Source organism: Amycolatopsis taiwanensis DSM 45107 (assembly GCF_000519205.1).
GTDB lineage: Bacteria > Actinomycetota > Actinomycetes > Mycobacteriales > Pseudonocardiaceae > Amycolatopsis_E > Amycolatopsis_E taiwanensis.
The window spans coordinates 91,227-108,593 of sequence record NZ_JAFB01000005.1 but is presented as its reverse complement, the minus strand read 5'-3'; the positions used below and the strand labels follow the sequence as shown (position 1 = coordinate 108,593).

Sequence of the window (17,367 nt, the reverse complement as noted above, 5' to 3'; positions counted from 1 at the left end):
GTCGTACGTTGGGCGGTGGGAGGCGTGGATGGAACTGAGGCATCTCGCGGCGTTCGTCGCGGTGGCCGAGGAGCTTCACTTCGGCCGGGCTGCCGTGCGGCTGCACATGGCACAGTCACCGCTGAGCCGCCAAGTCCGGTTGCTGGAGCGCGATCTCGGCGTCGCACTGTTCGAACGGAACACGCGGATCGTCCGCTTGACGCCGGAAGGGGAGGCGTTCCTCGAGCCGGCCAGGAAGACCCTCGCGGAGGCCGACCGAGCCCGGCGTGCCGCACTCGCGGCGAGCAAGGGTGAGGTAGGCCGCGTCAGTGTCGGCTTCGCGGGCGCCGCGGGCTCTGATGCTTTGCCGACGTTGACCAGGGCCGTCACGTCCTCCCTGCCCGGTATCGAGTTGCTCCTGCGTGGACAGACTTATTCGGGTACGGCGCTGGACAACGTGGCTGAGGGAGTCCTTGATCTGGGGTTCGTGGCGATGCCGGCTCGGGAGGGTGTGTCCGCGCGCGTCGTGCGCCGTGAGCGTCTCCTTGTCGCGCTGCCCGACACGCATCCGCTTGCCGCGCGCGAGATCGTGGCGTTGCCCGACCTTGCCGGTGAACCGTTCGTCTCGTTTCCGTCCGGCAGTGGTTCTGCCGTACGCGAGGCCGGGATGCAAGCGTGCTTCAAGGCGGGTGTCTCACCCCGGATCGTCCAGGAGGCGCCCGACGCCTACACGATGATGACCCTGATCGGGGCCGAACTGGGGGTCGCGATCATGGTCGAGTCTTCTCGCCGGATCCACACCGATCACGTCGTGTTCCGCCCGATCGCCGGCGAAGTCCCGGCACTGCTCATCTCGCTCGCCTGGCGCTCGGACAACCCCTCGCGCGCCCTGCGCGCGGTCCTCAGGGTCGCGGAAACCGCGCTCCCCACCCCAACTGATGCCGATTAGGTCTCGATCAGCGCGATAATCTGTCTTGGACAGGTCTCAGTGGCGTGTGCCAAAGTTCTGCTGGTTCCGCCGTCCTAAGTGGCCATGTCCCTGGCCCGGCGGACGACATGTCCATCCGCGACAAGGGAGTCAGGGATGCCAGTGAGCCCGCCCGCAGGCGCCGCACAGACCTCGCTCCGCGGCGAAATGCCGCGCGAGGCAAGGAAAGCCGGAATCACGGCGTTCGTCGGCACCACCGTCGAGTGGTTCGACTTCTACGTCTACGGCTCCGCGTCGGCCCTGGTGTTCGGCAAGATCTTCTTTCCCGACGTCTCCCCGGCGCTGGGCACCCTCGCCGCGTTCGGGACGTTCTGGGTCGGTTTCCTCGCGCGCCCGCTGGGCGGGGTGATCTTCGGGCACATCGGCGACCGGCTGGGCCGCAAGAGCGCACTGATCACGACCCTGGCCCTGATGGGGGTCGCGACCGCGGGGATCGGGCTGCTGCCCACCTATTCGGCGATCGGCCCCACGGCGCCGATCCTGTTGATCATCCTGCGCATGGTCCAAGGCGTCGCGGTCGGCGGCGAGTGGGGTGGTGCGGTGCTGATCGCCACGGAGTACGCCGCGCCCGGGAAAAAGATCCTCTACGGCGCGTTCGCGCAGCAGGGTTCCCCGGTGGGAAACCTGCTGGCGACGGTCTCGTTCCTGGCCATCGCCCAGTTGTCCGAGCCCGCGTTCACGTCCTGGGGCTGGCGAGTGCCGTTCCTGGTCTCCGTGGTGCTCGTCGTGGTGGGGTTGTTCATCCGGCTGCGGATGGACGAGACCCCGGAGATGACCCGGTTGCTCGAAGAACGGCAGACCAGTCGCCTTCCCATTCGCGATGTCCTGCGCAATCACAGTGGGCTGGTCGCGCTCGGTGTCGGCGCCGTCGCCGCGGGAGTGGCGATCACCTACGTCAAGACCACGTTCGCGCTGTCCTGGGCCACCACGGACCTCGGATTCGGCAAGGACTCCTTCCTGACCATCATCACCGTCGCCCTGGCGGTCCAGGTGGTGGTGCAGCCCTTCGGCGCGGTGCTGGCGAGCAAGATCAACCTCACCCGGGCGGTGCTGTGGATGCTGCTGCCGGAGATCGTGCTACTGCCCCTGATGTTCGTGCTCATCAAGACGGGTTCGTTCCCGCTGGCGATGCTCGGCATGGCGGTCGCGACCTTCCCGCACGCCATGTTCTACGCCGCGCTCGCCGGAATCCTGTCCGAGGTCTTCCCCGCCCGGGTGCGCTACACCGCGACCTCTCTGGCCTACCAGTTGTGCACCACGGTGTTCGCCGGAACCGCCCCGTTGCTGTCGCAGTTCCTGTTGACCAGCACCGGCTCCATCTGGTCGGTGGTCGCGTTGGGACTGGCCTACGTCGTCATCTCGCTGGTCTGCGTGGTGGCGCTCATCCGCCGCAGCTCCTGGTCGGCATCCCCCGTCGGTGACGCCGTTTCCCGGTCGCTGGAAGAGAAGAGGTAGGAAGTGAACTTCGCAGATCGCGATCCGGCGTTGCGCCCGATGCTCGACCGGGTACTGTCCACAGAGGACCGGGACCGGGTTGAGCCGCTGCTGGCCGAAATGGGCGAGGTGGCGGCCGGTGAGCTGGACCGGCTCGCCCGCACCGCCGACCGCAATCCTCCGGTGCTGACCCAGTTTTCCCCCGAGGGCGAGCGCATCGACGAGATCGAGTACCACCCCGCTTACCGGCGGATGGGCCAGATCGCGTTCGGCCGGTTCGGCCTGGCCGCGATGTCGCATCGATCCGGCGTGAACGGCTGGCCCACCATCACGCCGCACGTCGTCAAGTACGCCCTGTCCTACCTGTTCGTGCAGTCCGAGTTCGGCCTCGCGTGCCCACTTTCGATGACCGACTCGGCCGCGCGCGTGCTGCGCCTTTTCGATCGTGACCGCTATGCCGGCGAGATCGCGTCGCTGTCGGCCACCGATCCGGACGAACGCGCCACGGGCGCGATGTTCATGACCGAGATCGACGGCGGCACGGACATCGGCCGGACCGCGACCGAGGCGAGGAAGGCCGGCGAGGGCTGGACGCTGCGCGGCCGGAAATGGTTCGCGTCCAATGTGGACGCCGACATCATACTGACGCTGGCGAAGGTGCCCGGCCAGGGGACGGGCACCCGGGGGCTGGGCATGTTCCTGCTTCCCCGGCTCCGCCCGGACGGCAGCCGCAACGCGATCCGCATCGACCGGCTGAAGGACAAGCTCGGCACGCGGTCGATTGCCAGCGGCGAGGTGACCCTCGAAGACGCCTACGCGCTGCCGGTCGGCGACCTCACCCGTGGGGTCCCGCAGATGCTCGAGATGGTCAACGTTTCGCGTCTGTCCAATGCGATGCGGTCGGCCGCGCTGATGCGCCGCGCGGTCCGCGAGTCGGTCGATCACACCCGTGGGCGGATCGTGTTCGGCAAGCCGTTGTTCGAGCAGCCGCTCATGCGCGCCACGCTGCTGCCGCTCCTGCTCGACGCGGAGGCGGCGCTGGCGTTGGTCCTGGAGTCCGCCGCGCAACTCGACCGCGCCGACCACGGCGACACCGGCGCCCATGCGCTGGTCCGCGTCCTGACCCCACTGGCGAAGTACACGATCTGCAAGCGGGCCCGCCACGTCACCGCCGAGGCGATGGAGATCCGCGGGGGCAACGGCTATATCGAGGACTGGGTCAATGCGCGGCTGCTGCGCGACGCCCACCTCGGATCCATCTGGGAGGGCTCGTCCAACGTGATCGCCCTGGACGTGCTTCGCTGCATGCGCAAGGAAGAGGCACACCGGCATCTCGCGGAAGCCTACGGCCAACGGGCGAGTTCCTTGTGCAGCAAGGAAACTCGTGAGGCGGCCGAACAGATCGCTACCTGGTGGCAGGAAACGCTGGAGACCGGTGATCGGCTGCTTCAGGCGCCTGCCGAGCATCAGGAGGCCGGTATCGGCCGATACGCCGGCAGGCTGGCCCACCTGCTGATGGCGACGCTGCTGCTGGAGCAGGCCGATCATCAGATCCGGCAGGGCGCCGGGTACCGCGCCCTGCTCGTGGCGCACACCTACCTGCGGCGTCTCGAGGACCCCGAGGATCCGTGCTCGCCCGCGCTCGCCCACCTCGAAGCCTTAGCCGACGGCGGCCCGGTGCCGGCGGACGCCGCCATGGCGGCGCTCACCGAACAAGCGACGAGAGGACTCGCTCGTGCCTGACCTCGGCGACTTCACGCCCCGCAGCGGACGGCCACTCGCCGGGATCAAGGTGGTGGACCTGTCCAAGATCCTGGCCGGCCCCTACGTCTCGATGACCCTGGCCGACCTCGGCGCCGACGTCATCAAGGTCGAGCACCCCGAGGGCGGCGATCCGACCCGCCAGTGGGGGCCACCCTTTCAGGGACCGGACGCCACCTACTACCTGGCGGCCAACCGCGGCAAACGCTCGGTGACGCTCGACCTCAAGTCACCGGAAGGCCAGGAGACCGCGCACCGGCTCATCGCCGACGCCGACGTGGTCGTGGAGAACTTCCGCCCGGGCAGCGGGCTGCAACAGGTCTTCGAACACACCCGGCTGACCGAGCGGTATCCGCGGCTGGTGGTGCTGCACATCTCCGCGTTCGGCGACCACGGTCCGCTCCGCGACGAACCCGGGTACGACATGGTCGCTCAGGCGATGTCGGGTCTGATGTCGCTGACCGGGGAGGCCGACGGTCCGCCGGTGAAGGCCGGGATCGCGGCCGGCGATCTGGGAGCGGCGCTGTTCGGGGCCATCGGTGTGCTGTCCGCGCTGGTGGAACGCGCACGCACCGGGTTGGGGCAGTACGTCACGACCTCCCTGTACGAAACCCAGCTGGCGCTGCACATCAACTGGGCGACCGGATACTTCGCCACCGGCCAGACCCCGTCGCGGCTCGGGTCCGGGCATCCCAACCTGGTTCCCTACCAGGCATACCCCGCTTCGGACGGTCACTTCGTCATCGCCGTCGGCAACAACGCCTTGTTTGCGCGGCTGTGCACGCTCATCGGCCTGCCCGAGCTCGCGTCGGACCCGCGCTTCGCCAACAACCGCGACCGCGTCGCGAATCGCGACCAGCTCAACACCGAACTCGACCGGGTCCTGCGCACGCGGACGGTCGCCGAATGGTGTGCCCTGTTGAAGGAAGGCGGGGTGCCGGTCGCGCCGATCCAGAACCTCGCCGAGGTTTACGAGCATCCGCAGACCGCGGCCCTGGACATCGTGCAGACGGTCGACCATCCGGTCGCCGGCCCGCTGCGGCAGGTGGCTTTCCCGGTGAACTACCACGGAAACCGCCCGCCCGTGCGTACCGCACCCCCGCTGCTCGGCGAGCACACCGAAGAGGTGCTGAATCCGCCGTCAAGATCAGCGCAGTAGTAACGGCACGGCGACCGCGGTGGCGACGATCGCCACGAAAACCACGATGCTGCGCGGGTTTGCCATGTTGATCGTCCAGCCGACACCGAACCGCTTAGGCACGAAGATCGCCGGATCATCGGAGTTGACGTAGAACTGGCCGAGGCCACGCCAGTACCGGTCGTCATCACGCTCGACGGCGTCGGTGTGCTCATCTTCGGTCACGGGCAGCCGGCTGCCCTGTTGGCCGGTGCGGATGGCGAAACCGAGGACAACGACGAGCCCGACCAGCACGGGTACCAGCACCGGTGCCGCGGAGAAGCTGTGCGCCGCACTCCAGATCTGCCATGCGGTGAACAGCAGCGACAGGTTCAAGCACGCGACGAGGATGAGGGTGGCCTTCGCCATGCCGCGCACGAACCCGCGGTGTTGCCGCGCGCTCGCGGCGGGGTTGGCCGGATCGAGGTCGGCCCGGAACCTCGACGACAGGAAGGCCAGCAGGAGAATGCCCGCGGTCAGGATGGCCTGCACGATCACCAGCCCGAACGCGCTGGTGATCGACTTCGCTACCACGCGGTCCGGCTGTCCCAGAGCGTTGTAGTGCAGGGCCAGGGTCTCCGGCATCGTCGGATACCGCACGACGCCCACCACGACTGTGGTGACGAGCAGTGCTATCGCGGGGAGCGCCCACAGCCACGGAAACGGCTCGGGCCGGGTGCGTAGCGACGTGTCCACGGCGACCGTCTGGCGCAGCCCGCTGTACCAGTGTTCGTGCTGCTTGACCGCCCGGATGGTGCTGCGGGCGTGGGCGAAGCTGGGCACGATCACCGCGAACACGGCGATCACCACCAGCACACCGGCGAGAGGGTTGTTGAACAGCAAGGTGAGTACGCCCCCGGCGACCACCAGGGACCCACCGGCGCCGCCGACCCACCACCGGTAGGCGCGGCGCTGTTCGACGATCACCGGGTCGCCGGCATGCCGGGCCGGGACGCGGACCCCGAAGGGAAGCGTCGGTTTCGACAGCGATGGCATGAGCCAGGCCAGGACTACCAGGAGCAGCGGTCCGGTCAGCAGGTAAGTGATCATGGGTGCTCTTTCTCCGGAGTTCTTTCGCGCCGGCTCGGTGGGGCGTCGAATACGTCGAGCGTGGCGCGGCAGCGGTCCAACACCGCGTCCCGGTCGAGACCGTGCGCCACGGCCTCGGCCAACAGGGTTTTCAGCCGGGTTTCCCAGTCTTGGGCGAACCCCGCCTCGGGCTCGCCCGAGCGCGCGTCCCGTTGCACGACCGCGCCGCTCTTGCGATTGAGCCGGAGCAGACCTTCGCGGCGCAGCAGGTCGTACGCCTTGTTCACGGTGTGGAAGTTGATACCCAGATCCACGGCGAGCTGGCGGGTGGACGGAAGCGGGTCACCCTCGGCGAGCTGCCGCTGGGCGATCGCTTCCACCACTCGATCGCGGATCTGCTGGTAGATCGGGACCTCGCTGGTGAGGTCGACGGCGATGATCACGGCCAGAACTCTCGCAAAGCCTGTCGCACGGCCGGCGCGAGGACCTGCTCGCCGGCCGGGGTGCCCGCGGTGTGCAGGAAGTGGTCTATGCCGGGCAGGACGCGCGGTTCCGGCGTGGGCAGCGCGGCCAGCAACGGAGCCGTCGTCCAGCAAGGAACCTGCGTGTCCGCGGTGCCGCAGGTGACCATCGCGCGGGTATGGACGGTGCGGGCGACGTCCGGCGGATAGATCGCGTCGTCGCTGCGGACGAACCGTGCGTTGACCGAGCTGAAGATGGCTTGCTGCAGGAAGGTGACGAGGTCGGCCGTCATGCCGGTGTAGTCCGGCTGCGCCCCGTCGCGGAACTGCGCGATCACCCGGGTCAGGCCCGACTTGTTCGCTTCCGCCTCCGCGGCGGTAAGCGCGCCCGCGGCCAACGCGGCGTCGATCTGTTCGGAGATCTGCAGTTTCAGCAGGTCGAGCAGGCGCAGGTCTTGGGGCGCGAGGAGCGCGATCGCGGCGGGGTGTCCCTGCCGCGCGACGAGTAATGCCTGCAACCCGCCTTCGCTGTGACCGACGATGAGCATCGCCCGCGAATCGGCTTCCGGCTGGGCGCGCAGCGTGGCGTACGCGACGCCGGCCTGGCGGGTGAAGGACTCCATGTCGAGCCGTGACGGGTCGTCCTGGTAGCGGCCGAGCCCGGTCTTTCCGGTGCCGTACTTGTCGAAACGCAGCGTCATCACGCCGTCGTCGCCGAGGGTTTCCGCGATGAGCCGGAGCGTGGCCGGGGCGAGGCCCGGCTCGTTCCCGTCCCGGTCGGTGGGCCCGCTGCCCGGGATCAGCAGGGCCGCGGGCAGCCGGGCGCCCGGTCGGTGGGCGGGCACGTGCACGGTGCCGTAGGTGATCGTGCCGTCGGCGACGAACCGCACGTCCCGGTCGGCGGCCGGCACGAGCGGCTGCGCCGTGGCGGTGGCGGTGCCGCTCGTGGCGATCCACGCCGCGGTGCAGGCCGCGAGCAGTACTTTCATGATCCCTCCAGTCATCTGCTCTACAACTTATAGAACAGAGAGCCAGAGGGCAAGCTCGGCCTGCCAAGCCCAAGCTGTTATGAGTGACTCGTTACTGTCGAAAAGCGGTACGAACTCCTCACTCATGCCGGGAACGAAAAGGCCACCCACGCCGGGAGCCGGCGGAGGTGGCCTGGTCGGGGAAAGGTCAGGCGCTCTTGAGCACCGAACGCTGGCGTCCCAGCCCGTCGATCTCGAGCTCCATCACGTCACCCGGCTCGAGGTAGGGGAAGCGGCCGGAGAGCGCGACCCCCTCCGGGGTGCCGGTGTTCACCACGTCACCGGGTTCGAGCACCATGTACTGGGACAGGTCGTGGATCAGCTTGGCCACCGAGAAGATCATGTCCGCGGTCGAGGAGTTCTGGCGCGGCTCGCCGTTGACCCACGAGCGCAGGCCGAGCCGCTGGGGGTCGTCGACGTCGGCGGCCGGCACGAGCACCGGCCCGAGCGGGTTGAACGTCTCCGCGCACTTGCCCTTCGACCACTGCCCGCCGGACTGCTCCAGCTGCAGCGACCGCTCCGACACGTCGTTGCTGACGGTGTACCCGGCGACGCATGCCAAGGCCTGGTCGTGGGATTCGAGGTAGCGCGCGGGCCGGCCGATTACGACGGCGAGTTCGACCTCCCAGTCGACCTTGGTCGCACCGGGCGGGATCAGCACGTCGTCGTTGGGTCCCACGACGGTGTTGGGGTGCTTGAAGAAGATGATCGGGCGTTCGGGCGGCGGAGAACCCGACTCGGCCGCGTGTGCCGCATAGTTCTGCCCGATGCAGACCACCGCGCTCGGTTTCGCCACCGGCGCCCCGAGCCGCTGCCCCGACTCGTCCACTGTGGACAAGGTGCCCGCGGCCAGCGCCGAGGAGACCCGGTCGAGGCCGCCCTCGGCGAGGAAGTCGCCGGTCAGGTCGGCGGTCAGCGTGCCGAGGTCGAAGGTCGCGCCGTCGTGGCGCACCGCGGGACGTTCCCGGCCCGGCTCACCAAGTCGAATCAGTTCCATGGCCAGTACCCTAGATGTTCAAATGCGTGAATCGACGTGCGTAGGCCGGTTCAACCGCGCCTAGTGTGGTTGTCATGCCGGCCGAGGACGAGGAGACGCCGAAACAGCGGCTTGCACGCAACGTCAGCGAGTTGCTCAGCGAACTCCGGGTGGCGCAGGCCGGGGTGCAGATCCTGTTCGGGTTCCTGCTGGCGGTGGTCTTCACGGTCCCGTTTCGTCAGGCCAGTGGCCTCGAGAAGGCGCTCCACCTGGTCGCGGTGGTGCTGACCGCGTCGTCGACCGTGCTGCTGACGGCCCCCGCGGCCTGGCACCGCATCCTGTTCCGCACCGGCCACCGCTGGGAGATCGTGGCGTCCGCGAACCGCGCCGTGCTGGCCGGGCTGGCCTGCCTGGCCGCCGCGGTCACGGTGACCGTGGCACTGATCGTGAACGTGGTTTACGGGACGGTGGTGATGGGCGTCGTGGGCGGCCTGATCGGCGTGATGTTCGCCATCCTGTGGTTTCTCGTCCCGCGGCGCATCTCGCGCCACCACGCGACCGTTCAGGGTGGTGGCCGACAGCGGGGCTAACGCAGCCGGTGTAGCCAGGTGCGCCAGATGATCGCCGTGGGCACCACTGCGGCCAGTACGGTGCCGAGGACCATGAGGAACGGCGAGTGTGTCTGGGCGGCCGCGGTCAGCACCAGCAAGCCGATCGGCGGTGCGCACAGCACGCCGAGAACGGCCAGGACCACGCCAGAAATCCGCATCGGCCGCAGTTCGGCAAGCCGCTGGGCCAGTCGCGGATTCTCCTCGGCGAGCTGCCGTTCGATTTCGGACAGTCGCCGCTGCTCTTCGCCATGAAGTGCCATCGTCGCACCGCCTCTACCGCTTCATTATGGTCCCGGACGCGCCCGCTTGTCATGGCCGCGATCTGTGTGAAGTTTCTCCGCCGCCGCCCGATTGCTCACCGTGAGTAGGTATGCTTACCGCGAGTTAACATGCCGGAGAACTATTCAGGGGGCAGAACCGACATGAGCGTGACCCAGCAGGATTTGGAGACCACCCCGATCTTCGCCGCGCTGACCGAGGAGTTCGGTCTCGAACGGCTTCTCGAGGAGAGTCCGGACGAGGAGCCCCCCGACGCGGAGTGACCGCTCGGCGCATAGCCGGATTCACTCTTGTCTCGGACCGTGATCAGCGCGTCGCTTAGTGGCACGCTGGCCCCATGAGCGATGCGATGCAGGCCGAGACGATCACGATCGCCGGCCACGACGGGGACCAGATCGAGGCATACCTGGCCAGGCCGCTGGACTCCGCGGCTCGGGGTGGCGTGGTCGTCATCCACCACATGCCGGGGTACGACGCGGCCACGAAGGAGATGGTCCGCAGGTTCGCGGTGCACGGGTACAACGCCTTGTGCCCCAACCTGTATTCACGTGAGGCGCCCGGCGCGGATCCCGACGACGCCGCGGCCACCGTGCGCGCGGCCGGGGGCGTGCCGGACGAGCGGCTCGTCGGCGACGTGGACGGCGCGGCGCGATACCTGAAGTCGCTGGAGAACTCCAACGGCAAGATCGGCGTCATCGGGCACTGCTCCGGTGGCCGGCAGACGTTCCTCGCCGCCTGCAGCTTGAAGATCGACGCGGCGGTCGACTGCTACGGCGCCTTTGTCGTCAACGATCCGCCCGCCGGAATGCCGACGACGATGAAACCGCTGCTCGGCCTGGCGCCGCAACTTTCCTGCCCGCTGCTGGGCCTGTTCGGCGCGGACGACCAGTACCCCGCGCCGGAGGAGACCGCCAAGCTCTCCGCCGAGTTGGACCGCCTCGGCAAGCAGCACGAGTTCCACACCTACGACGGCGCGGGGCACGCCTTCTTCTCGGTCGACCGGCCTTCCTACCGGCAGGCGGCGGCGGTCGATGGCTGGCAGCGCATCTTCGAGTTCTTCGGCCAGCATCTGTAAGAGTCCAGTACCTCCTGAGGGGAAAGCCCATGTGCACCTATCAGACCGAGAAGATCGAGATCGAGGGCAGCGGGAAGTCCGCGTCGAAGGGCTGGTTCTCGCTGTCCCACGCCACGGTCTATGTCGACCACCCGGTTCACGCGCCCTACGCGCACACGGTCAACATCGACTTCCTGAACCCCGAGGAGGGGCCGTCGGCCCGGGTCCCGGTGGAGCTCACCGAGGAGGCCGCGCTGGCGCTCGCGGACGCCATCCATCGCGCCCTCGCGGCCGCGCCGCCGGGCCTGGCGTCCGCCAACGCGGGCAAGTAACCATCGCGACTCGCGCCCGTCGAAGAGTTGAACGTGCGTTGGTGTAGGTACTGAAGTGAACGGTCTGGACCTGCACGAGTGACCAGTTGCTCCCGTTTTTCGACGGTAACGGGTCACTCATGACGCCGAGGGCTTGACAAAGCGGGCCGCGTGCCGCTGCCCCTCAGACCGGGGCCAGCGCCGATTCGGCCGGCGTCGGCGGCAGGAGATCCGCCGCCGTTTCGGGGCCGAGTTGGGTCCACAGGACCACCTCGCTGCCCTCTTCCGCGCCCGCCGAAGCGACCGGGGCCTGGGCCACGACCACACCCGGCCCCGGTTCGTCCTCGCCCTCGGGGCCCCGCGGGACCAGCCGTGCTCCGCGGAGGATCTCGCATGCGTCCTGGGAGCCCAGCCCCACCACATCGGGCACCTCGGTCACCGGACGGCGTCGGCGCATAGGTCAAGCTTAGGCGGTTTGGCCTGCTTGGCCGGGTGGTAAGTCCCGATCGAAGCACGAAAGGGAGTACGCCATGGTTCACCCGGTTCCACCTGGCCCCGAACCCCCGCTTCCCGGCCCCGATCGGGAACCACCCCTGCCCGGGCCCGGACCCGAGCCGTCGCCACCGGAGCCACCCCGGCCCCCGACGCCGCCCCAGCCGCCTACGCCGCCGGAGCCCGAGCCGCCGATCCCGCCGCAGCCGGACCCGCCGCGGTAGTTTCCGGCACGGCGAATTCCATTTCCCGCCGAGCGGGTTACTCCGAAAGTAGGCATTGTTTCCGGCACGCCCGCCGGCACAACGCGCGCTGTACACGACGGATGACAAAGTTGGCCGATGCTCGCCTACGCATTCGGGGTCGTGCTGTTCGTGCTGTGCATCTGCCTGTCCGTGGCGCTCCACGAGGCAGGGCATCTGCTGGCCGCGAAGTCCTTCGGCATGAAGGTTCGCCGCTATTTCATCGGATATGGGCCCACATTGTTCTCGTTCCGCCGCGGCGGCACCGAATACGGGCTGAAATGGCTCCCGCTCGGCGGGTTCTGCGACATCGCCGGAATGACCACCCTGGACGAGGTCAAGCCCGACGAGGTGCCCCGCGCGATGTGGCGGTTCAAGGCGTGGCAGCGCACCGTGGTGATGGCGGCGGGGCCGGTGTCCCACTTCCTCCTCGGGTTGGTCGTGCTGTACGCGATGGCCACCACCATGGGCCTGCCGAACCTCGCCGGGACCCCGGACGTGGCGACGGTGACCAGCGGCGCACCCGCGCAGGCGGCGGGCGTTCAGCCCGGGGACCGGATCGTCGCGGTGGCCAGGCGGGACACCCCGACCTACCCCGAGGTCATCGCCGCGCTGCGGCAGTCGAACGGGCCGACCCCGGTCGAGGTGCTCCGGCAGGGGGAGCCGGTCCCGCTGAACGTGGACGTGCGGGACGGCGCAATCGGCGTCACGTTCCCGGGCGTCTACGAATACAACGCTGTCACGGCGGTCGGTGGCGTGGCGGGCTTCACCGGCCAGATGTTCGGCCAGACCTGGCAGCGGCTGATCGAACTCCCCCAGCGCATCCCCGCCGTGGCCCATTCGATCTTCGGCGGCGAGCGCGATCCGAACACCCCGGTGAGTGTGGTCGGGATGAGCCGGATCGGTGGTGAGGCGGTGCAGCAGGGGTTGTGGCCGTTGTTCTTCCTGCTGCTGGCCAGCTTCAACTTCTTCATGGGTGTGCTCAACCTGCTGCCGTTGCTGCCGCTGGACGGCGGGCATGTCGCGGTGATCTGGTACGAGCGGGTGCGCAACGGTGTTCGCCGCCTGTTCGGCAAGGCGGCGGCCGGCCCGGTGGACTATACGAAGCTCCTCGGCGCGACCATGGTCGTCGTCCTCGTCGGTGGTGCCGTGATGCTGTTGACGATCGCGGCGGACCTGGTGAACCCGGTCCGGCTCACCTGACCGTGCAGCGACTGTCAACGACTTCCCGTGGGTGTCGCTGGAGCCGCCGTACAGCGAGCACCTGATGCGCGACGTTGGAGCGCTCACCCTGGCGTACGTGCTGATGCTCGCCGTCGCGGCGGTGACCATGGACCGCCTGATGATCCGCACCGCCCTGGCCGCGAGTCTGGTCTTCGCGGTTCCGCACTTCTTCTTCCACCTCACGCACCTGGACGGCTTTTCCTTGTCCGCCGCCATTTCCCAGACCGTGTCTCTTGCGCTCGGCGTACTCCTGCCGGCCGCCCTCCTGCTGCTGGCGCGCGGGCGTCGGCTCAGCGATGCGCGGGGAACCGCACGACCTGCTGGGGGCGAGTGAACAGGCGGAGCCGGGTGCCGTGTCGCCGTGCGAACCGCTGACCGCCGATCCACAGATAGGCCGGCCGCACCAGCGGTGAGCCCAGCGCGAGGAAGATGAAGGCCGCCCGGATCGAGTCGGGTCCGAGGTGGTGGTCCAGCATGAACCGGCCGAGTTCCGCGGGAAACCACGTGGTGGCCGCGTAGGTCATGAGCGTCTTGACGGCGATCACTCCGGTCCAGGCGAGGACGTAGGCCCAGCCGGCGCGGGTGCGTGGCTGGGCGTCGCCGGGATCGATGAGGAAACGCATGAGCCGGCAGGCGGCGTATCCCATTGCCACGCCAAGGAAGAGGGCGCCGACCTCGAGGAGCAGGCCGATGCCGGACAGGTCGATCCCGGTCAAGAAGAACGGGATGGCGATCAGGGCGGTGACCGCCGGGCGGAGCACCCGGAACCACCGCACCTTGCGGGTGCCCACGTCGCTTTCGAGCGTGACCGCGAGGACGAGCAGGTTCAGGACCAGGAACGCGACATCCACGACAACTCCCTACTCACAAGTATAGACTTGAAAGTATACAAGTGGAGTTTACAGAATGAGGGCGTGCGGCAAAAGACAGGTCAGGCCGGCCGGAAGCTGATGCGTCGTGACGACCGTCGCGCGCAGATCCTCGGCTGCGCGATCACCCTCTTCGCCCGGCGCGGCTTTCGCGAGTCGTCCCTGGACGACATCGCCGCGGAAGCGGGCATCACCCGCGCCGTGGTCTATCGCCATTTCGATTCCAAAGAGGACCTCTACCGCGCCGCCCTGGACGACGCGCGTACCGCCGTCCGTGCCGAGATAGGCGCCGACGTGGGGGTCGGGCCGGGCTCCGTGGAGGGCTTGGTTCGCGCCGCCCAGCGCGACCCCGACCGGTTCCGGATGCTGTTCGCCAATGCCCGCCACGAACCGGAGTTCGTGGCCTACTACGAGGAGTTCGACGACCGCAGCGCACAGTTCGTCCGCGACGCCCTCCCCGAGGGATTCGCGACCGGTGAGGCTACGGAATGGTTTTCACGCCTCATCCCGCGACTGATGTTCGAGGCGATCCTCACCTGGCTCGACCACGGCCAGCCGGTCCCACCGGACACCCTGGCGGACATGCTGCGCGCCTCCTCCCAGGGCATGACGGCGCGACTCGGCAAGTCGCACCGGTCCCAGGTCGCCGGCCGCGATTGAGCCCTCCACCCGGGGCGGCGGCTCAGCGGTGCGCGGGGAACTGCACGACCTGCTGGTAGGTCGGGCGGTTCTGCCAGGTGATCGACGGGTCGGTGATCCCGCCCATCGGTCGCTGGATGATCGAGTCCGCGCACCACTGGTCACCCGCGGCGCACGACGAGTCGGCCGGGTAGACCGTCGTGGCCGGTTGCGCGCCGGCCTGGGCGAGGCTGGCGAGCAACGCCGCCCGGCAGCCGGAAACACTGCCCCCACCGCAGTATTTCCGTGCCGGCCCGCCGGGCACGTCCTGCCCGAGCACCGCGCGGAGATCCTTGTCCACATAGGACCACCACCCGTACTGGAACGAGGATCCCTTGTGCGCGACGGACTGGTTGGCGTCCGCCGGCCCGGCGCTCGGGCCGGTCTGCCCGCCCGAGGGGGACTCGTTGAGCTGGATGGCGCCGACCAGTGCGGTGAACAGGTCGTCGCCGAGATCCGGCTGGAACTCCGCCTGCGCCAGCAGCGGCCACCACGCGTCCATCACCCGGATCGCGTCCGCGTCCGCGTAGGTCTTGCTGCCTTGCCTGGTCTCCACCCGTTTCGCCCCGTGCGCCAGCCAGGTCTGGAGTTCGTTCACCAGCGCGGCCTGAGCCGGGTCGGTCACCGGCTCGCTGTTGATCACCTGCAGCAGCGTGCGCAGCACGTCCTCGCCGCGCAGGTCGGTCACGGCGGCGTCCTCCATGGCCTTCACCAGGTCCGCCCGGCTGATCTTCGTTCCGCTGGTCACCAGGGCTCCCACCCGGGAGTCGAGCAGGTCGGCGCGGTGCACGCTGCCCTCGCCGAAGCCCGCCGCGGTGTAGTCCAGGGCCTGCTTGTTGTTCCAGGAGATGTAGTAGTCCTGGTTGATCGAGTTCGGATGCTCGGCCGCAGGCGTGTAGTCGGCGGTGAACGTGTCGGGGTTCCAGTTCTGCCATTCGTGGGAGCTGTCGATGGGCAGGTTTGGGTCCACATCGGAGGGTCGAATCGGGTTGGCGCCGGAGTTGAAGTAGGCGATGTCGGTGGAGTTCACGTAGAACCAATTGAACGTGTAGTTGATGTTCGACGCGGCCCGTTGGAACTGTTGGGCGGTGGCCATGTCCTCGGGGTTGTTGAACATCTGGAAGCCGATGATCGACGCGGCCTCGTGCTGGTAGCTGGACCGCTGGCTGGTGTAGGCCACGGGTTTCCCGCCCACGGTCGCGCGGAACTGCACGAGCCCGAACTTCGTCCGGTAGACGATCAGCTTGTACGAGCCGGCCGGGGTGCTGTCGGCGACCGTCGGGTGCCACGAGTTGTCCACCTCCAGCGGCTCCATCGCGATGCACTGGCCCTGGTAGAGGTAGTGGTCGGCGTCCTTGGTCGGCGTCGAGCCGTCCGGCCGGCACAGCGGCACGGCGAAGGTGTCGGTCACGTCCTGCCCGGCCGAAGTCGCGCTCCACGAGTAATCCTGGCCGCGGCCGAGTTGGACGTAGAAGTTCGTGCCGGCGAAGGAGACGCCGCGGGCGCTGATCCCGGGGCCCTGCAACTCCTCCAGCATCAGCAACTGCGGCGCGAAGTATCCGGTCTGCGGGCCGAACACGGCGATCGGATGGCCGTCGTCGGTGTACTTCCCGGAGACCACGAGCGCGTTGGACATGCCGTGCTTGGCGGACAACAGGTCTGCGGGCAGCACGCCGGCCGCCGCCGTGGTCGCGCTGGTCGCCGAGCCGGTGGGCTCGAAGACCTCCTGCGCGGGGGTGACCGATCCGGCGTCGGGCATGGCCACCCCCACCGGGTCGGACGGACTGGCCGAATACGGGAAGCTCTGTCCATTATGGATCGTCAGCACGGCCTCGGGGTCGTTCTCCGCGCGGAAGTAGCGCCACACCTCGTCCCCGATCGCCGTCCCGTACCGCGCGTCCGCGGCCTGCTTGACCAGCGCGGACTGCACCTCGCCGCCACCGCCGCTGCCGAACAGCGCGCCGACCACCCCGGCGATGGCGATCAGGTCGGTGGCGGTGAACGGCGCGATGGTGCCCACGTTGGTGATCGCGTCGACATGGCCGGTGAGCACGTACTCGCCGGGGAAGTACCGGCCCTGGTGCGACTGGTTGATGTAGGTGTTGATCCCGTCGAGGTAGGCGTTGATGTCCGCGAGCGCCTGTGCCCCGGCCGGACCGCTGCTGGCGATGGCCGCGACCTGGTTCCGCAGGTCCTGCTCGGTGTACGGCGCGGCGGCCCAGAACGTCTGCTCGAGCTGCCGGTTGGCCGCGGCGCCACCGGCGAAGCTGCTCAGCTGCCCGCGGCCGACGTGCCGGAAGACGTCCATGAGCCACAGCCGGTCCTGCGCGGCCGCGTACCCGGCGCCGAACTCCGTGCCGGCGCGGGTCGTGCCGTAGATGTGCGGGATGCCGAACGACTTGTCCCGCACGATGGTGACGTCGGAACGCGGCTTGGTGGTGCGTTCGACCTGATCGGCGGGGACACCGAAGGACGCGTTGTCGAAGAACTGGTCGATGGTGGCGTTGGTGATCGACTGGTAGTTGTTCGCGAGCGTGCCGTAGGCGGTCAGCTGGTCGGCGGTGTGCGCGGGCCTGGTACCCAGAAGCTGGTTGGCCAAAATGTCGGCCAGCGTCGCATTGCCGTTCTCGCCGGGCGGGAGGATGTCGCTGCATTGGCCGAGGCAGTAGTCGTTCGCCTGTGCGGCCTGGGCGAGCGGAACGGGTGCGCCGAGGGCGAACCCCGTGATCGCCGCGACCAGGACTACGGCTACGCGACGTGCTGCTCCGGGCATA

Annotated in this window: 18 protein-coding genes; 10 read left to right on the top strand and 8 right to left on the bottom strand. The window is 68.6% G+C overall.

Annotated features, from left to right (window positions below; all coding sequences use genetic code 11):
* Positions 1-28: 28 nt before the first annotated feature.
* The 4 genes from A3CU_RS0105325 (at position 29) to A3CU_RS0105310 (ending at position 5,321) form a co-directional block, all read left to right on the top strand.
* The gene (locus A3CU_RS0105325; RefSeq protein WP_027941390.1) at positions 29-928 is read left to right on the top strand and encodes a LysR family transcriptional regulator; all 900 of its coding nucleotides are present in this window, start codon (positions 29-31) and stop codon (positions 926-928) included.
* Between the two features lie 135 nt (positions 929-1,063).
* On the top strand, positions 1,064-2,422 hold the full coding sequence (locus A3CU_RS0105320) for an MFS transporter (protein ID WP_156960244.1): 1,359 nt from the start codon (positions 1,064-1,066) through the stop codon (positions 2,420-2,422).
* 3 nt (positions 2,423-2,425) lie between these two features.
* Positions 2,426-4,144: an acyl-CoA dehydrogenase family protein gene (locus A3CU_RS0105315; protein ID WP_027941388.1), complete on the top strand. Its 1,719-nt coding sequence runs from the start codon at positions 2,426-2,428 to the stop codon at positions 4,142-4,144.
* Positions 4,137-5,321, top strand: coding sequence for a CaiB/BaiF CoA transferase family protein (locus A3CU_RS0105310; protein ID WP_027941387.1), 1,185 nt, complete (start codon positions 4,137-4,139; stop codon positions 5,319-5,321). The genes A3CU_RS0105315 and A3CU_RS0105310 overlap by 8 nt, the downstream gene beginning before the upstream one ends.
* Here the strand turns inward: A3CU_RS0105310 and A3CU_RS43550 are convergent.
* The 4 genes from A3CU_RS43550 to A3CU_RS0105290 all read right to left on the bottom strand — a co-directional run bounded on the left by A3CU_RS43550 (position 5,310) and on the right by A3CU_RS0105290 (position 8,854).
* Positions 5,310-6,389 carry a DUF1648 domain-containing protein gene (locus A3CU_RS43550; protein ID WP_052371472.1) on the bottom strand — a complete coding sequence of 360 codons (1,080 nt, stop codon included), beginning with the start codon at positions 6,387-6,389 and terminating at the stop codon, positions 5,310-5,312. The two genes, A3CU_RS0105310 and A3CU_RS43550, sit on opposite strands and share 12 nt — an antisense overlap.
* On the bottom strand, positions 6,386-6,811 hold the full coding sequence (locus A3CU_RS0105300) for a GntR family transcriptional regulator (RefSeq protein ID WP_027941386.1): 426 nt from the start codon (positions 6,809-6,811) through the stop codon (positions 6,386-6,388). Before A3CU_RS0105300 ends, A3CU_RS43550 begins: the two co-directional genes overlap by 4 nt.
* Positions 6,808-7,818 (bottom strand): dienelactone hydrolase family protein, encoded by a 1,011-nt coding sequence (locus tag A3CU_RS0105295; protein ID WP_027941385.1) that lies wholly within the window; start codon positions 7,816-7,818, stop codon positions 6,808-6,810. The genes A3CU_RS0105300 and A3CU_RS0105295 overlap by 4 nt, the downstream gene beginning before the upstream one ends.
* A 187-nt stretch (positions 7,819-8,005) precedes the next feature.
* Positions 8,006-8,854: a fumarylacetoacetate hydrolase family protein gene (locus A3CU_RS0105290; protein ID WP_027941384.1), complete on the bottom strand. Its 849-nt coding sequence runs from the start codon at positions 8,852-8,854 to the stop codon at positions 8,006-8,008.
* A gap of 74 nt (positions 8,855-8,928) precedes the next feature.
* Between A3CU_RS0105290 and A3CU_RS43545 the strand changes: the two genes are divergently transcribed.
* Positions 8,929-9,423 (top strand): DUF6328 family protein, encoded by a 495-nt coding sequence (locus A3CU_RS43545; RefSeq protein ID WP_052371471.1) that lies wholly within the window; start codon positions 8,929-8,931, stop codon positions 9,421-9,423.
* Here A3CU_RS43545 and A3CU_RS0105280 read toward each other — a convergent pair.
* On the bottom strand, positions 9,420-9,704 hold the full coding sequence (locus tag A3CU_RS0105280) for a DUF3040 domain-containing protein (protein ID WP_027941383.1): 285 nt from the start codon (positions 9,702-9,704) through the stop codon (positions 9,420-9,422). The two genes, A3CU_RS43545 and A3CU_RS0105280, sit on opposite strands and share 4 nt — an antisense overlap.
* Before the next feature lie 356 nt (positions 9,705-10,060).
* Here A3CU_RS0105280 and A3CU_RS0105270 point away from each other — a divergent pair, with 356 nt between their 5' ends.
* Positions 10,061-10,798 (top strand): dienelactone hydrolase family protein, encoded by a 738-nt coding sequence (locus A3CU_RS0105270; protein ID WP_027941382.1) that lies wholly within the window; start codon positions 10,061-10,063, stop codon positions 10,796-10,798.
* A gap of 29 nt (positions 10,799-10,827) precedes the next feature.
* Positions 10,828-11,109, top strand: a complete 282-nt coding sequence (locus tag A3CU_RS0105265; RefSeq protein ID WP_027941381.1) for a DUF6295 family protein — start codon at positions 10,828-10,830, stop codon at positions 11,107-11,109.
* Positions 11,110-11,272: 163 nt separating this feature from the next.
* Here the strand turns inward: A3CU_RS0105265 and A3CU_RS43540 are convergent, their stop codons facing one another.
* Entirely contained in the window at positions 11,273-11,545 is a 273-nt protein-coding gene (locus tag A3CU_RS43540; RefSeq protein WP_052371470.1) for a PASTA domain-containing protein, read from the bottom strand.
* Positions 11,546-11,921: 376 nt separating this feature from the next.
* Here A3CU_RS43540 and A3CU_RS0105255 point away from each other — a divergent pair, with 376 nt between their 5' ends.
* Together A3CU_RS0105255 and A3CU_RS43535 are read left to right on the top strand one after the other, a co-directional pair.
* Entirely contained in the window at positions 11,922-13,025 is a 1,104-nt protein-coding gene (locus A3CU_RS0105255) for a M50 family metallopeptidase (protein WP_027941379.1), read from the top strand.
* A gap of 64 nt (positions 13,026-13,089) precedes the next feature.
* Positions 13,090-13,380, top strand: a complete 291-nt coding sequence (locus A3CU_RS43535) for a hypothetical protein (protein ID WP_156960243.1) — start codon at positions 13,090-13,092, stop codon at positions 13,378-13,380.
* On the opposite strand, the gene A3CU_RS0105245 is transcribed toward A3CU_RS43535, so the two are convergent.
* The gene (locus A3CU_RS0105245) at positions 13,337-13,897 is read right to left on the bottom strand and encodes a hypothetical protein (protein WP_027941378.1); all 561 of its coding nucleotides are present in this window, start codon (positions 13,895-13,897) and stop codon (positions 13,337-13,339) included. The genes A3CU_RS43535 and A3CU_RS0105245 overlap by 44 nt on opposite strands.
* Positions 13,898-13,960: 63 nt before the next feature.
* Here A3CU_RS0105245 and A3CU_RS43530 point away from each other — a divergent pair, with 63 nt between their 5' ends.
* Positions 13,961-14,575, top strand: a complete 615-nt coding sequence (locus A3CU_RS43530) for a TetR/AcrR family transcriptional regulator (protein WP_052371468.1) — start codon at positions 13,961-13,963, stop codon at positions 14,573-14,575.
* A 22-nt stretch (positions 14,576-14,597) separates the two neighbouring features.
* Here the strand turns inward: A3CU_RS43530 and A3CU_RS0105235 are convergent, their stop codons facing one another.
* Positions 14,598-17,366 carry a penicillin acylase family protein gene (locus A3CU_RS0105235; protein WP_052371467.1) on the bottom strand — a complete coding sequence of 923 codons (2,769 nt, stop codon included), beginning with the start codon at positions 17,364-17,366 and terminating at the stop codon, positions 14,598-14,600.
* Position 17,367: the final 1 nt, after the last annotated feature.

Excerpts from the sequence above, each read along its gene's own strand:
- A3CU_RS0105325 (WP_027941390.1), top strand. The coding sequence starts at position 29 with ATGGAACTGAGGCATCTCGCGGCGTTCGTCGCGGTGGCCGAGGAGCTT.
- A3CU_RS0105320 (WP_156960244.1), top strand. The coding sequence starts at position 1,064 with ATGCCAGTGAGCCCGCCCGCAGGCGCCGCACAGACCTCGCTCCGCGGC.
- A3CU_RS43550 (WP_052371472.1), bottom strand. The coding sequence starts at position 6,389 with ATGATCACTTACCTGCTGACCGGACCGCTGCTCCTGGTAGTCCTGGCC.
- A3CU_RS0105295 (WP_027941385.1), bottom strand. The coding sequence starts at position 7,818 with ATGAAAGTACTGCTCGCGGCCTGCACCGCGGCGTGGATCGCCACGAGC.
- A3CU_RS0105290 (WP_027941384.1), bottom strand. The coding sequence starts at position 8,854 with ATGGAACTGATTCGACTTGGTGAGCCGGGCCGGGAACGTCCCGCGGTG.
- A3CU_RS43545 (WP_052371471.1), top strand. The coding sequence starts at position 8,929 with ATGCCGGCCGAGGACGAGGAGACGCCGAAACAGCGGCTTGCACGCAAC.
- A3CU_RS0105280 (WP_027941383.1), bottom strand. The coding sequence starts at position 9,704 with ATGGCACTTCATGGCGAAGAGCAGCGGCGACTGTCCGAAATCGAACGG.
- A3CU_RS0105270 (WP_027941382.1), top strand. The coding sequence starts at position 10,061 with ATGAGCGATGCGATGCAGGCCGAGACGATCACGATCGCCGGCCACGAC.
- A3CU_RS0105265 (WP_027941381.1), top strand. The coding sequence starts at position 10,828 with ATGTGCACCTATCAGACCGAGAAGATCGAGATCGAGGGCAGCGGGAAG.
- A3CU_RS43540 (WP_052371470.1), bottom strand. The coding sequence starts at position 11,545 with ATGCGCCGACGCCGTCCGGTGACCGAGGTGCCCGATGTGGTGGGGCTG.
- A3CU_RS0105255 (WP_027941379.1), top strand. The coding sequence starts at position 11,922 with ATGCTCGCCTACGCATTCGGGGTCGTGCTGTTCGTGCTGTGCATCTGC.
- A3CU_RS43535 (WP_156960243.1), top strand. The coding sequence starts at position 13,090 with ATGCGCGACGTTGGAGCGCTCACCCTGGCGTACGTGCTGATGCTCGCC.
- A3CU_RS0105235 (WP_052371467.1), bottom strand. The coding sequence starts at position 17,366 with ATGCCCGGAGCAGCACGTCGCGTAGCCGTAGTCCTGGTCGCGGCGATC.